14 protein-coding genes are annotated in these 14,250 nt (G+C 68.6%); 3 read left to right on the top strand and 11 right to left on the bottom strand.

Going from position 1 to position 14,250, the window contains the following annotated elements; genetic code table 11:
- Nucleotides 1-18: 18 nt before the first annotated feature.
- From TPAU_RS02490 to TPAU_RS02465, 6 genes are all read right to left on the bottom strand, one after another.
- Entirely contained in the window at nucleotides 19-2,067 is a 2,049-nt protein-coding gene (locus tag TPAU_RS02490; RefSeq protein ID WP_013125189.1) for a tetratricopeptide repeat protein, read from the bottom strand.
- Between the two features lie 217 nt (nucleotides 2,068-2,284).
- Nucleotides 2,285-3,406 carry a glycoside hydrolase family 76 protein gene (locus TPAU_RS02485; RefSeq protein WP_013125188.1) on the bottom strand — a complete coding sequence of 374 codons (1,122 nt, stop codon included), beginning with the start codon at nucleotides 3,404-3,406 and terminating at the stop codon, nucleotides 2,285-2,287.
- Between the two features lie 87 nt (nucleotides 3,407-3,493).
- Nucleotides 3,494-4,192 (bottom strand): TrmH family RNA methyltransferase, encoded by a 699-nt coding sequence (locus tag TPAU_RS02480; RefSeq protein ID WP_013125187.1) that lies wholly within the window; start codon nucleotides 4,190-4,192, stop codon nucleotides 3,494-3,496.
- Complete coding sequence (gene pyrE, locus TPAU_RS02475) at nucleotides 4,189-4,752, bottom strand: orotate phosphoribosyltransferase (protein ID WP_013125186.1); 564 nt, start codon at nucleotides 4,750-4,752, stop codon at nucleotides 4,189-4,191. The genes TPAU_RS02480 and pyrE overlap by 4 nt, the downstream gene beginning before the upstream one ends.
- Nucleotides 4,749-5,441, bottom strand: a complete 693-nt coding sequence (locus tag TPAU_RS02470) for a type III secretion system chaperone family protein (protein WP_013125185.1) — start codon at nucleotides 5,439-5,441, stop codon at nucleotides 4,749-4,751. Before TPAU_RS02470 ends, pyrE begins: the two co-directional genes overlap by 4 nt.
- Before the next feature lie 32 nt (nucleotides 5,442-5,473).
- Nucleotides 5,474-5,920, bottom strand: coding sequence for a hypothetical protein (locus TPAU_RS02465; RefSeq protein WP_013125184.1), 447 nt, complete (start codon nucleotides 5,918-5,920; stop codon nucleotides 5,474-5,476).
- Nucleotides 5,921-6,065: 145 nt separating this feature from the next.
- On the opposite strand from TPAU_RS02465, the gene TPAU_RS02460 reads away from it, so the two are divergent.
- The 3 genes from TPAU_RS02460 to TPAU_RS02450 all read left to right on the top strand — a co-directional run bounded on the left by TPAU_RS02460 (nucleotide 6,066) and on the right by TPAU_RS02450 (nucleotide 7,914).
- Complete coding sequence (locus tag TPAU_RS02460) at nucleotides 6,066-6,428, top strand: YidH family protein (RefSeq protein WP_041944261.1); 363 nt, start codon at nucleotides 6,066-6,068, stop codon at nucleotides 6,426-6,428.
- Nucleotides 6,425-6,697 (top strand): hypothetical protein, encoded by a 273-nt coding sequence (locus TPAU_RS02455; protein ID WP_013125182.1) that lies wholly within the window; start codon nucleotides 6,425-6,427, stop codon nucleotides 6,695-6,697. Before TPAU_RS02460 ends, TPAU_RS02455 begins: the two co-directional genes overlap by 4 nt.
- Before the next feature lie 65 nt (nucleotides 6,698-6,762).
- Nucleotides 6,763-7,914 (top strand): glycerol dehydrogenase, encoded by a 1,152-nt coding sequence (locus TPAU_RS02450; protein WP_013125181.1) that lies wholly within the window; start codon nucleotides 6,763-6,765, stop codon nucleotides 7,912-7,914.
- A 59-nt stretch (nucleotides 7,915-7,973) separates the two neighbouring features.
- Here TPAU_RS02450 and TPAU_RS21720 read toward each other — a convergent pair whose 3' ends face one another.
- From TPAU_RS21720 to TPAU_RS02425, 5 genes are all read right to left on the bottom strand, one after another.
- On the bottom strand, nucleotides 7,974-8,735 hold the full coding sequence (locus TPAU_RS21720) for a hypothetical protein (protein ID WP_049825753.1): 762 nt from the start codon (nucleotides 8,733-8,735) through the stop codon (nucleotides 7,974-7,976).
- A gap of 188 nt (nucleotides 8,736-8,923) precedes the next feature.
- On the bottom strand, nucleotides 8,924-9,304 hold the full coding sequence (locus TPAU_RS02440) for a PPOX class F420-dependent oxidoreductase (RefSeq protein WP_013125179.1): 381 nt from the start codon (nucleotides 9,302-9,304) through the stop codon (nucleotides 8,924-8,926).
- 19 nt (nucleotides 9,305-9,323) lie between these two features.
- Nucleotides 9,324-10,361 (bottom strand): alpha/beta hydrolase, encoded by a 1,038-nt coding sequence (locus TPAU_RS02435; protein WP_013125178.1) that lies wholly within the window; start codon nucleotides 10,359-10,361, stop codon nucleotides 9,324-9,326.
- A gap of 97 nt (nucleotides 10,362-10,458) precedes the next feature.
- Nucleotides 10,459-12,999, bottom strand: a complete 2,541-nt coding sequence (gene clpB, locus TPAU_RS02430) for an ATP-dependent chaperone ClpB (RefSeq protein ID WP_013125177.1) — start codon at nucleotides 12,997-12,999, stop codon at nucleotides 10,459-10,461.
- 145 nt (nucleotides 13,000-13,144) lie between these two features.
- Nucleotides 13,145-14,029 carry an SGNH/GDSL hydrolase family protein gene (locus TPAU_RS02425; protein ID WP_013125176.1) on the bottom strand — a complete coding sequence of 295 codons (885 nt, stop codon included), beginning with the start codon at nucleotides 14,027-14,029 and terminating at the stop codon, nucleotides 13,145-13,147.
- Nucleotides 14,030-14,250: the final 221 nt, after the last annotated feature.

Raw genomic sequence — 14,250 nt, 5'->3', positions numbered from 1 at the left:
CGACGGCGAGGCTTCGACTCACTCGGCCGGTGCGCGCAGGCCTACCCCCTTCTCATCCACCAATCCCGTACGCAACAGCAGCGTGAGCGCCCAGTCCTGATCGTTGGCGAGTGGGTCGGCGCGGTACGCCGGAACACCGTCCACCGTGCTCGGCAGGACGAACGCCGCAGTCGCACTTCCGTCGTCGAAGAACGACGCGAGGTTGGCGGCGAAGATGGCTGTCGCGGTATCGACGGAGTTTCTCGGACGATCGGCGCTCGCCAGCTGCATCAGGGCGATCGCCGTGAGAACGCTCCAGTGATGCGGAAACACATCGCCCCACTGCCGATTCTTACCGAACCAGTATCCGTCCCAATGCCGAATGGATATCTCGTGGAGCCTGACGTGAGGTTGCCGGCCGCCGAACGCCATCATCCAACGAACGGCTTCGGGGAGCCGCCGCCGGATCGCGACCTGATCGGGCGCGATCCGCAATGCCGCCGCGTACAGCGTCACCAGCGGTGCCACCATCGACTGTTCGTATCGGACCTCGTGGTTCGGCAACCGCGTGCCGAGCTCGGCGAAATGCCGTGCACTGGCGACGAGGTGCTGCCGGAATCCTTCTGCGTCCTCGTGCTCGTCCGCCGCATCCAAGAGTTCGCACACGAAGAGCGTCGCTTCGGGATGGCCGATCGAAAGGTGCGATTCGGCGCCGAGCTCGATGCTGCGTTCCAGGATGCGCACCGCCGAGTCCAGATCTTCACGGCGCGCGTAGATCTGGAACTGATCGGCGAAGAACTGCACCAGCCACGGGGCGTTGTACAGCCTCGTCTCGGAATGGTGCGTGACGCTGCCCCAGAGCGGAGCTCCGCTGGGATCGAGCAAGCGCTCTCTGGCGAAGTCCGCCCAATCATGAAGCACGTCATCGACTTCCGCGCCTACCCATCCCCTGCGCCTGGCCTGTTGTATCAGCGTCGGCATCGCAAGACGTTCCGCTCCATCGGACCAGTCCGGCCACCCGCAGGTGCTTCGCGTCAACCCGGCCCGACAGTCGTAGGGCACGAAGGCGTGAGCGTCGATCCCTCCGCGTTCCACCGCGCGCTGACGTTCGATGATGAATCCGATTCGCCGTGTCACGATGTCCCGGACCGGCCGGTGAAAGAGAACAGCCGCCTGCGATCGCCCGATCTCGATGTACTGCACACCCGAGGCCTCGGATGTGACCGTGGCGCCCTCGGCGCCGCGAGCGACGACGACTCCGGCCGAAGCGCGCACCGAATCGGACCCGCGCACCGTGATGGGCTCTCCGATCGGCGCCGCATAACGATCCAGACTCCACGAGGGAGCGACCGCATCGAACGCGGCCTCGCGCGACTCGTGCCATCGGACGGTCCACGCGATGGTCCACTCACCGCCGGGCGAGATCACCACCTGCTCTTGACCACCGAATGCACTCGGGTTCCGTGCGGCATCCGTCGGATGCACCACGATGTGCCCCCGCACGTTCGATGACGTGAACTGGTTCCTGGAGTCGATGGAGTACGCCCGAAGTTCGCCTTCGGTCGTCGATAACGACAGCGCCGCACGAGATCCCGACATCGGCTCGGCGATCACCCACGAATTCGCCCCACCGGGCCATACGTGCGCGTGGACGCCGCGATCGAGCGAGATCTCGGCATCCTCGTAGACGTCCCGGAACGGGACGGTGATTCCGATGCTGCCCAGCATGAGCTCATCGTCTGTTCGATTGCGGAACGTGTACCGCTCGCTGAGTCCGGCACCCGCCCGGCGCTCCACCACGAGGTCGAGACCACCGCCCAGGTCGAACGTCGCGACCGAGGAGTCCTCCCGCATGACGAGACGATCGGGGACGTTCCACCGAAACCCCCGCTCCGGAGTGATCACGAATCCACTTCCCCACCGGTGCTCGGAGGAGTGCCAGGTGTCGACCGAGTCGTCGAGCAGGTACTTCACCTCGGGATACTGGTCATGAACGAAATCGACGGGACTGCCCGTCTCACCGTCGATGCGTACGCGCCCTCCCGCTAGGGGCCACACGAGGTCCGGGCTCTCCACAGGCACCGTCATCGGCTACTTGCTCCTCAGTCCACAGTCGCGCGCGGACCCGGAGTTCTCTCACGCCTCAGGCACGGCCGAGACCGGGCCGTGCGAGCCGCGGCTTCGAGACAACAGATCCGCGCATTGCAATCGCACGTGTTAATCAAAATCGATCATAATCGATCACGCGTGAACCTGTGATGTTTCTCGTCAGCCCGGCGGACAAGCCGGCGGCCAGTACCCGGAATCAGGCGCGGGCCAGCGCCGCCGCAGCCTCCATCGCCATCCAGCCGCCGATCTGCACGGACAGGTCACGCTCCGGGGTCTCGCTGGAGCGCACCGTCCCTCCGGTGAAATACGCCGCCTGCCCAGTGGATCCGGGGATCCGGGCATCGCGGGTCCAGTCGGCGCTGAACAGCACCTTGCCATCGACTTCCCGCGCCCCGCGCCAGGCCGCCTCGGCGGAGGCCAGCACGATCTCCGCTGCGGCATCGCGCACATCATCAGTGCCGGGACCGCCACGCAACTGCACCGCGGCGAGAGCGAGATAGCGGATCAGGATGCCGTTGAACAGACCACCGTCGCCGCCGTCGCCGCCCGCGATCACGCGCCCCTGCGTCATCCGCCGGGACACGGCGTCGATGAGCCGGGCGACCCGCTGGGCGTGCCGCGGATCGCCGTCGGCCGAGAGCTCGGTGTCCAGCCCCAGGGTGACCCCCTGGCAGTAGGTGTACTTCTCGGGATACAACTTCCCATTCTCGGGATCGTCGTAACTACCGTCCACACCGTCGTTGATCAGACCGGTCTCGGGATCGAGCAGCCGCCGGTAGATCCAGTCCGCCGTCTGCTCGGCACGTTCGGTCTGCCCCATCCGCGCCAGGTAGATCCCGGCGGGTCCGTTCGCCGGAGTATTGAGGAACAGGCCCGTGGTGCGCCACGGGATGCCCCCGCCCGCCTCGGGCACCCACGCCTTCATGAAGGTATCGGTGAGAGTACGAAGGCGGCGTGCGGCGTCCACACCCGCGTACCGCTGCGCTCGCTCCAGCGCCAGTCCCATCCACGCCATATCGTCGTAGTAGGAATTGGTGACCCGCAACAGGTTCCGCAACCGGTGACCGCGCGCGAGCTGCACCACCAGCGTGCGGGTACTGGGGGCGCCGTCGCGGATGTAGGCATCCACGGACACGTCGAGCAGGTGTGCCTGCCACCAGTAGTTCCAACTCAGCAGCAGCGCATCGCGACGGGTGGGCGGGTAGGCCGGCACACCGAGCCGGGTTCCGGGGATCCCCCACACCGGCCGCACGTGCCGATCGACCACCGCCGATTGCGCCGCGGCCGCCCGCTGGTTCCATTCCACCGCCGTCGTCATATCCACATCAGACCATGTACGAACGACGAAAGGCGCCGCTGGCGGCGAGATTTATGTCGCAGTTCGCGACCGAACGGCGACGATGCGCTACCAGGCGGCGTCCAGGTCGGCGTGTTCGCGTACCCAGGCGTGCATGGCGATACCGGCCGCGACCCCCACATTGATCGAGCGCGTCGAGCCGAACTGGGCGATCGACACCGTCGTTCCCGCCACGCGGCGGGCATCACCGGAAACACCGGGCCCCTCCTGGCCGAACAGCAGGACACAGCGGCGCGGGAGCGAGCCACGTTCCAGCGGCACCGATCCGGGCTGATTGTCCACCGCGACGATCGGAAGGTCGTGTTCGGCGCACCACGCCGCGAAGGACTCGGCGTCCGGGTGATGCTGCACGTGCTGGTAGCGGTCGGTCACCATGGCGCCCCGACGATTCCACCGACGACGTCCCACGATATGCACCGTCCGCGCCCCGAAGGCATTGGCCGTGCGCACCACCGTGCCGATGTTGGCATCGTGGCCTAGGTTCTCGATGGCCACCTCGAACGGGTGTCGGCGGCTGTCCAGATCGGCGACGATCGCCTCGCGCGTCCAGTACCGATAGGCGTCGACCACGTTGCGGCGATCCCCCTGGGCGAGCAGGTCCGGGTCGTATCGGGGATCGACCGGCAGCGGCACGCCGGGATGCTCCTGCTCCCACGGCCCCAACCCGACGGTATGCGGACCCGCGACGCCCGTGATCCATTCGGTGGGGCCGGCCTCCGCGCCGGCGGCTGCGTCGGGGTCGGTCACAGCCCCAGGTCGGCGAGGCCGAGCACCGAGCGGTACTCGAGTCCCTCTGCGGCGATCACCTTCGCGGCATCGGTCTCGCGGTCGACAACGGTGGCCACGCCCACCACGTCGGCACCGATATCGCGCAATGCACGGACGGCGGTGAGCGGCGAATTGCCGGTGGTGGTGGTGTCTTCGACCACCAGGACGCGCTTGCCCACCACATCCGGCCCCTCGATCTGCCGCTGCATGCCGTGGGCCTTGGCGGCCTTGCGGACCACGAAGGCATCGATCGACCGGCCGGGCGCGTGCATCACGGCCGTGGCCACCGGATCGGCGCCCAGGGTGAGGCCGCCGACGGCGGCGTAGTCCCAGTCGGCGGTGAGCTCGCGCAGCAGCGCACCGATGAGCGGCGAGGCCTCGTGGTGCAGTGTCGCGCGGCGCAGGTCCACGTAGTAGTCGGCCTCGATGCCACTGGAGAGCGTGACCTTGCCGTGCACCACGGCGAGCTCGCGGACCAACTCGGCGAGGCGGGCTTTGGCGGCCTGATCGACGGTTGCGGCCGCACCGGGTCCGGTCACCGTCGGGCCTCCTTGCCGCGCACGGGGACGGGCTGGCCCGGATCACGGGGTCCGCCCGAGGTGACCACGCGGGCGTGGCCCTCCGGCGGGAGCACGCGCAGCAGGTCGCCGAATCGGCGGACCGCCTCGAGCGCCTCGTCGAGATCGTCGGGATCGTCGGTGAGCGGCATCTGGCCCAGCGTCCAGGGCCCCTCGTTCCAGAGCGACTCGATGTGTGCGGGCACCTGCTCGGCGAACGTGATCATCCGGCGGTCCGCGACACGGCGAGCCACGTCGGCATTGTTCGTGTACAGGATGCGGGTGCCCAGCGCGCCGAGCGGCTCCATACCGGCCTCGACCGGCGGGTGCGCGTTCTCGGGGCGCAGATCCATCAGCGCGCCGGAGGCGGAACCGCGGTGCACCGCCGCGATGGTGGCGCTCTCGGCCAGGTCGAAGACGTAGGCGTTGGCACCGAAGTAGGTGCCGTGCGCCACGTCCACGACGGGCGGATCACCCGGCATCACCATCCCGCCGCGGTGGAACTCGTCCCTGAGGGACTCGTCCGACGGGCGGTAGACGAATTCGCGGCTGGTGGCCCAGGCCGCGCGCTCGGAATGGACATTCGGCGTGTGGTTGCGGTCATACCAGACCAGCGCGGCAGCGAGCGCCGCGCATACCACCGCGAGGATCAGGAACACTACGTACGACATCGCCACCTACAGTAGCCGGTCGGCGGGCCGATTCACCCGACCGATGGCGTGCCGGCGACGGAGATCTGACCGGCGTAGATCGCCAGGGCGGTCTCGCCGTCGGCGCTCACCTGGATGATCACCACATCGCCCACCTTGAGGTCGGTGAGTTTGCTCCCGTGCGTCGTGGTCACCTGCGTGTTCTCGTCGGTGCGCAGGTCAACGGTGTTGCCTCCGGGTGCGGAGCTCACTGTGAGGGCGCTCGCATCGATGCTGAGGATCGCCCCGATCACTTCGCGCCCGGGGGTGATGGCGACACCGGAGACCTTCTGATTCACGGGGACGCCGGAGGACACCGCGGGCGCCGCGTCGCGCCGCACGGAACCCAGTTCGGATGCGATGTGCAGGCTGTATGCGAGGCCCGCACCGACCACGCCGATACCGAGGAGACTGAGGACCGTGGCGAGCCAGGGGCCGCGTGATCGCGTTTCACCGCCCATGCGCGCAACCTCCTCGCACCTGTCGATCCTCCTCACTGAGCGGCACGGGTTTCACGTGCAGCCCTCGTGAACGTAGGCGCCGTGTCTGAGATGCACCTGTGAAAGGGGCGAGCGAATCGTTGTGACCCCCGCTAGCGTTGTCGCCGTGCGCAATCTCTGGCCGCCCCGCGAGCTCACCGAGGGCGAATCACCGGATGCGCGATTCACTTTGGCGAATGAACGCACCTTCCTGGCGTGGATCCGCACGGCACTGGGGCTGGTCGCCGCCGCGGTCGGGCTGGAAGCCTTCGCCCCCGACGTGGTGCCCGCCGCGGTACGCACGCCACTGGTGGTGATCCTGCTGGTGGTGGCGGCCGGCCTCGCCGGATACGCCTTCCGCCGCTGGCTGTCGGTGGAGGGGGCGATGCGCACCGGCCGACCGCTGCGCGGATCGCCTGCCACGGTGGTGCTCGCGGCGGTCATCGCCGTGACCGGCCTCATCCTCGCTGCGACGATCGCGTTCACGTGACCGGGCCCGCACCGTCGAGCCTGGCGGCCGAGCGCACGCAGTTGGCCCGGATCCGCACGCTGGTCGCTCTCATCCTGGTCGCGGCGCTGGTCGGGCGTCTGGCGATGACCGCGCGGCCACTGGTCGCGCTGCCGGTGCTCGCGGTCGTGGTGGTTGTAGTGACGCTCGCCTTCCGGCTGGGCAGGGCACCCGCCGGGGCCGGTCGTGCGCTGATCCTCTCCGGTGCGGTGGTGACGTTGGCGACGGTCGCCGCGGTCAGCGCGCTCTGAGGGGTGCTTTTCGCGCCGAGTCGTGCCACGTTGGAAAGTGACGCCAACGAAACGAGGAGCCACGCATGTCCGACACCGTCAGCACCGCGATCTTCGCCAGCCCGTCCCGCTACGTCCAGGGCCGGGGCGCGCTCGACGCCCTGGGCGAGCACGTAGCGAAGCTGGGCGGCACTCCGCTCATCGTCAGCGACGACACGGTGTGGGGCATCGTGCAGGACGGTGTGACCGCCAGCTTCGACGCCGCGGGGCTCCCGGTGACCCGGGTACCGTTCAAACAGTTCGCCACCCCGGCCGCCGTCGACGATCTGGTCGCGACCATCGGCTCCGGCGGCCACGACGTGATCCTCGGCGTCGGCGGCGGCTCGGCCATCGACGCCGCGAAAGCCGCCGGTCACCTCGCCGGAATCCGCTGGGTGAGCGTCCCGACGGCCGCCTCGTCGGACGCACCGACCTCGACGCTGGCCGTGATCTACACGGAGACCGGCGAATTCCTCGAATACCGCTTCTTCCCGCGCAACCCCGATCTGGTGCTGATCGACACCCAATTGGTGGCGAACGCTCCCGTCTCACTGCTGGTTGCGGGGATCGGCGACGCCCTGGCCACCTGGATCGAGGCCCGCGCCACCCGCCGCGGACGGGGTTCGACCATGGCAGGTGGCCGGCCCACCCGCGCGGGCACCGCACTCGCCGAGCTGTCGTGGGACATCCTGTGGGAGAACGCCGAACTCGCCATCGACGCCGTTCGCAGCAAGGTGGTGACGCCGGCGCTGGAGGCGGTCGTCGAGGCCAACACGCTGCTCTCGGGCCTGGGCTTCGAATCCGGCGGCCTGGCCGCCGCGCACGCCATTCACAACGGGCTCACCGCGGCGCCGCAGACCCACGGCCTGACCCACGGACAGAAGGTGAACATCGGGTCGATCACGCAGCTGGTTCTGGAGGGCGCACCGTCGGTCGAGATCGAGGACTTCGTCGAATTCACCACGGCGGTGGGCCTGCCGAACTCGCTCACCGAGATCGGCCTTACGCCCGACGACACCCCCGAGCTCCAGGCCATCGCCGAGGCCGCCACCGCCGCAGCGGAGACCATCCACAACCTGCCGTCGCCGGTCACGCCGGCGCAGGTGGTCGATGCCCTCAAGGCGATCGAGACCATCTCGCGCCGCGTGCGGATCGAACGCGGCCTCCCCGAGCCCGTGAAGTACGTCGCGAAGCACTGAGGTTTTACAGGTATCTGCGGCGATGAGGCTCATTCGACCGCAGGTACCTGCACAAGTTCTCAGCCCCGCCAACCGCGGTCTCGAAGTGCCGCACGAGTCTGGCGGAGAAACGCCTCACGGCCGTTCCGGAGGATCGACGCCGTGATCGGCAACACCTCCCAGCCGTAGTCATGGCGGAGCGTGTTCCGGCGCGCGATGTCCAGGCTCTGTTGCGCAGGGTCCGAGTGATCACGGCCGTCGTACTCCACCGCCACCTGGAATTCCTCCGCTGCGAGATCGAGCCGGAACCGTCCGCCATCCACGGGAACCTGCGGCACGAACATGCTGAGGCCGGCGCGGTGGAGGAGCAATCGCGTGAACGTCTCGGGCGGCGACTCCGCGCGTCCGTCGGCCCATCGAAGTGCGCGGACGACCCGTGTCGAACGGTGCAGGTTGTGGTGCCGCTCCAGATAATCGACGACCGCGTCGCGCGAGGTCACCGAGCGCCCGTACCCATCGAGCCGGAAACACTGATCGAGTGCGGCCACGGCATCGTCGCCCTCGGCGTACCGCACCACATCGATCGCGGTCCGGACGCCCGTGGTGAGCGGAAAGGCCTCACGGACAACCACATCCTCGTCCGGCATTGCACCGCACCGGACGACGATGCCTGCGCGCACCCGTCGGGCTGGCAGCCAGATCTCGATGGGCCTGCCTGCGGTGTACCCAGCTCCGTGTAGCGCGGCCGCGGTCCACCCGCACAGCACGGCGTGCGGATACAGCAGGAGGGCGGCCTCGATGCGCTCGACCAGCCCGACGACTGCACCGGCGGGCAGCCGCACACCTCGATAGACCTGCCTGTAGCGGGTCCGAATCTCGTGCGAGGTTGCGGTCGCGACCAGATCCCCACTGCGTATCCCCACATCCGTTGGACGCACGACGAGAGGCGTTCGGATCCGAAATATCCCGTTTTTGCAGGTCGCTGCGGAATTCACCGCCGTGTCGGCGCAGCTACCTGCAAAAGATCACCTCAGGAGGCGTCGCGGACGCGGATGCCGACGGTGCCGCCCTGACCCCGTCGGATCTTGGAGCCGGCCACGGTGAGGAAGCCGAGGATGCCGTACTTGCGCTGGATCCGCTGACCGGCGTCGGCGCCGTCGACGATCTCGGCCACACCCGCGACCTGCGGCCCTTCGGTCTTCTTGCCGCGGACATCGCAGGCCTGCACCAGGACCGCGGGGTTCTTGCGGATGCGCTTGACCTTCCACGAGTCGGTGACGGTCCACATCACCAGATCGGCGCCGTCGCGCACGGCCCAGAGCGGGGTCGACACCGCGCTGCCGTCCTTGCGGTAGGTGGTGAGCATGACGTACTTGGCGTCGGCGACACTTCCGACCGTGGCTGCACTCATGCGACCAGCGTAGACGTGCTCAGCCCGCGGGGTGGTTCTCCGCGGGCGCCGGCCACCGGCCGGGCACGCGGGTGGCGATCCACCGGGCGAGTGACGCGCTCACCTCGGCGGGTTTCTCCTCCGCCGTCCAGTGCCCGCAGTCGAGGATCACCTCGGTGAGGTTCGCACAGGCGGCGCGCATCGGATCGGCGAGCGATGAGCGCACCGTCTCCAGAGTGGCGTCGTATCGACCGTGCAGGAACAGCACCGGAACGTCGATCCGGCCGTGGTTCAGCTCGCGTGCTGCGTATTCGGCGTCCGCTGCGCCGTTGACGTACCAGGAGTTCGGGCCCGCCATACCGTTCCGCTCGAAGGCCGCCGTGTACACGGCGTGGTCCTCGGTGGTGAGCACCGCGGGGTCGATCGGAACCCGGGGCACGGCGCCGCCGCCGAACCAGCCCCCGTTGCGGCTCACGACCGCCGTCGGGGCGGGCCGGTCGAGGTGGGACGGCTCGCCGACGCGGAACAGGGCGGCGATGAAATGCGGTATGTCGCTCTCGAACTGGGCGGTCACCTCGTCGAAATGCTTGAGATAGTGCACCTGGTAGTCCCACTGCCCGTACGGGTACTCGTCGGCGGGGTACTTCTCGCGATCGATGAGGTCGACGGGGCCGGGGCCACCGGACGGGAAGTGCGGGACGTTGAGCGAGGCGACGGCGTCGACGACACCGGGGTGATGGGTGGCGATGTTCCAGACCACCGGCGCACCCCAGTCGTGACCGATCCAGATCGCCGCCTCGCGACCGACGCCGGCGAGCAGCTCCAGCATGTCGGCGACGATCTCCTCGCGGCGGTAGGCGTCCTTGGCGGCGGGAACACTGGAGGCTCCGTAGCCGCGCATGTCCGGTGCGATGCAGCGGAATCCGAGGCCACCGAGCGCGGTCAGTTGATGCCGCCAGCTGTACGACAGCTCGGGCCAGCCGTGGCAGAAGACGAGCAGCGGACCGTCCTCCGGTCCGGACGCCAGGTAGCCGGTGGTGTGCCGCTCCGTGCGCACGGTGTGCGGGGTGATCGTCATGGGTACACCCTGTCATCGATCGCCGCCCCGGGCACACGAACCCCGGGCACACGAAAGCGGGCGCGACCAGGAAGGCCGCGCCCGCTTCGGTGGGGTGTCAGTTGATGATCAACCGGTCGCCGTCCTCGCTGACGGTGACCTTCACCGGGTCACCGTCGCGGACGTCGCCCGCGAGCAGCGCTTTGGCGAGCTGGTCGCCGATCGACTGCTGCACCAGGCGGCGCAGTGGACGGGCACCGTAGAGCGGGTCGAAACCGCGCTCCGCGAGCCACCCCTTCGCCTCATCGGAGACCTGGAGGTCGAGTCGGCGCTGCGAGAGCCGCTTGCGCAGCTGATCGAGCTGGATGTCGACGATGCCGGTGAGCTGTCCGGAGTCGAGCGAGTCGAAGATGAGCACATCGTCGAGCCGGTTGATGAACTCCGGCTTGAACTTGGCCCGCACCGCGTTCATCACGTGGTCCTTGTCGCCGCCCGCACCGAGGTTCGACGTGAGGATCAGGATCGTGTTGCGGAAGTCCACGGTGCGACCCTGACCATCGGTGAGCCGACCCTCGTCGAGCACCTGCAGCAGCACGTCGAAGACATCCGGGTGCGCCTTCTCGACCTCGTCGAACAGCACCACCGTGTAGGGGCGGCGCCGCACCGCCTCGGTCAGCTGACCGCCGGCCTCGTAGCCGACGTAGCCGGGAGGCGCGCCGACCAGCCGAGCGACGGAGTGCTTCTCGCCGTACTCGGACATATCGATGCGCACCATGGCCCGCTCGTCGTCGAACAGGAACTCCGCCAAGCCCTTCGCGAGCTCCGTCTTACCCACACCCGTGGGACCGAGGAACAGGAAGGACCCGGTGGGCCGGTTCGGGTCGGCGACACCGGCGCGGGTGCGGCGCACCGCATCCGAGACCGCCTCCACAGCGGCCTCCTGGCCGATCACGCGCTTACCGATCTCGGATTCCATGCGCAACAGCTTGGCGGTCTCACCTTCGAGCATGCGGCCCGCGGGAATACCGGTCCAGGAGGAGACCACATCGGCCACATCGTCGGGACCGACCTCCTCCTTGAGCATCACCTCGCCGTCGGAGGCGGCACCCGATGCGGCCACGGCCTCGTCGAGTTCCTTCTCCAGCGCGGGGATCTGGCCGTAGCGCAGCTCCGCGGCGCGGCCGAGGTCACCGTCGCGCTCGGCGCGATCGGATTCGCCCTTGAGGTTCTCCAACTGCTCCTTGAGGGTGCGCACCGAATCGATGGCGCCCTTCTCGTTCTGCCAGCGGGAGGTGAGCTGGGCCAGCTTCTCCTTGTGATCGGCGAGCTCGCCGCGCAGCTTCTCCAGCCGATCGACGGAGGCCGCATCGGTTTCCTTGGACAGCGCCATCTCCTCGATCTCGAGGCGGCGCACGATGCGCTCCTCCGCATCGATCTCCTCCGGGCGGGAGTCGATCTCCATGCGCAGGCGCGAGGCGGCCTCGTCGACGAGGTCGATCGCCTTGTCGGGCAGGAACCGTGACGTGATGTAGCGGTCCGACAGCGACGCGGCCGAGACCAGCGCGGAGTCGGTGATGCGTACGCCGTGGTGCACCTCGTAGCGCTCCTTGAGCCCGCGCAGGATGCCGATGGTGTCCTCCACGCTCGGCTCGCCCACCAGCACCTGCTGGAAGCGGCGTTCGAGCGCGGCGTCCTTCTCGATGTACTGCCGGTACTCATCGAGCGTGGTGGCGCCCACGAGGCGCAGCTCACCGCGGGCCAGCATCGGCTTGATCATGTTGCCGGCGTCCATCGCGGAATCGCCGGTGGCACCGGCGCCGACGATGGTGTGCAGCTCATCGATGAAGGTGATGATCTGTCCGGAGCTGGCCTTGATCTCATCGAGCACGGCCTTGAGCCGCTCCTCGAACTCGCCGCGGTACTTGGCGCCCGCGACCATCGAGCCGAGGTCCAGTGAGATCACGGTCTTACCCCGCAACGACTCGGGCACATCGCCCGTGACCACGCGCTGGGCCAGGCCCTCGACGATGGCGGTCTTGCCGACGCCGGGCTCGCCGATCAGCACCGGATTGTTCTTGGTGCGCCGGCTGAGCACCTGCACCACGCGCCGAATCTCATTGTCGCGCCCGATCACCGGGTCGAGCTTGCCCTCGCGGGCCCGCGCGGTGAGATCGGTCGAGTACTTCTCCAGCGCCTGGTACTGACCCTCGGGATCCTGCGAGGTGACCTTCGCGCTGCCGCGGACGGCGGTGAAGGCCTCCTGGATCGCCTGCGGGGTGGCGCCGGCGTTGCCGAGAACCTGGGCGGCCTCGGACAGACCGTAGAGCACGTGCTCGGTGGAGACGTACTGGTCGCCCATCTCGGTGGCGAGCTTCTGTGCGGCCGTGATCGACGCGAGTGATTCGCGGCTCAGCTGCGGCTGGGTGGTGGAACCGCTGGCCTTGGGCTTGCGGTCCACGAGCTCCTGTGCACGGTTGCGCACCGTGACGGGATCGACGCCCACTGCCTTGAGCAGCGGCGCGGCGATACCGTCGGTCTGGTCCAGCAGCGCCACCAGCAGGTGCGCCGGAGAAATCTCCGGGTTGCCCGCGGCGGACGCCGCCTGCAGCGCCGACGTGAGCGCGGCCTGCGTCTTGGTAGTGGGGTTGAACGAATCCACTCTTCTGTGCCCTCCTGGGTCGTCTCGAACACGTCGTGCAACCTGAGCCCTACCGGCTCAAGTATGCCTTCATGTAGAGAACAACGCACCAAGAGTTGAGTCTGTTCCACTCAAGCCCGAGTTTTTTCGCGACTCGCGACCGGGTTCAGGCCAGGGCGGAGATACGGTCCGCGATCTGGGCATGGGCGGCCGCGGCCGGATGCCCGTCCTTCTGCGCCGGATACTCCCAGCCCTCGCCGAGCGGCGAGATCACAGCGACCGACGGGTCCACCGAACGCGCGGCGCCGATGATCGTGGCATCGGTCCGGTTCGCGGCCGGACCGCTGTGCACCGAGGGGAACACGGTGACCACGGCGATCCGCGCATTCGGCGCCTGTGCGCGGACCGTTCCGACCACCTGGCGCACCTGTCCGGCGATCGCGGCGTCGGACGCGCCCACATCGTTCGATCCGGCCTGCAGGACGACGAGGCCGGGGTTGCGGGCGGGCAGCTTCGCGGCAGTGGCCAGGCGCGCGATCGAGCCGTCCGCGTAGCCGGCGCCGGTCTTGGCGCTGACGTACACCGGGCGACCGGTCTCCGCGCTCACCCGGCTCGGGTACGCGGCGGTCTTGGACACGCCGTAACCGGTGGAGATCGACGCACCGATCACCACGATCGGACGACGGTCCGCCGGCCGCTGCTGCTTGGCCTGCGACCGAGCCTCGACGGGGCGCTGGACGGCCGGGCGCTGGACGTACTCGCGTTGCGCCACCGTGCGGGCGGCCGGCAGGTGCGCGGAGGGCGCCGCTGCGGCGGCCGCGGGTGCAGCGGCCTGGTGTGCGGCGGCCGGGGCAGCATCCTTCAGTACGGCGATCTTGGTGGCCGCGAGAGTCGTTGCCGCGGGGGCCTTCGGCGCCGGAGCATCGGCGATCGCCGGCGCCGGTTCGGCAGCGGCGTTCGCAGCAGCGAACGGCGCCAAGCCGATTCCCACCCCGAGCGCCAGGCCGTAGCCCCAGCGTCGCAGGTTCTTTCGACCAGGCAGTCCGGCCATACGAGTAGACCCTCTCGATCGTGCTCAATTGCGGGAAGTCCCGCCGCGAAACCCGCGGCGATTCGCCGTCCACCGACCGGGTGCGGTCGTTATGCAGACTCCGCAAATGTACTCGATCACCGCGGTCGACAGCCATATTCACACCACGGTGATGACGAACTTGCGACAGATGTCACGGGACCGTCACGACGTCGATCGCCGACACCGAATCCGCAGGTAGG

The organism is Tsukamurella paurometabola DSM 20162 (assembly GCF_000092225.1).
In the GTDB taxonomy this organism is placed as follows: domain Bacteria; phylum Actinomycetota; class Actinomycetes; order Mycobacteriales; family Mycobacteriaceae; genus Tsukamurella; species Tsukamurella paurometabola.
The sequence above is the reverse complement of the archived record's forward strand: the minus strand, read 5'-3'. Positions and strand labels throughout refer to the sequence as shown.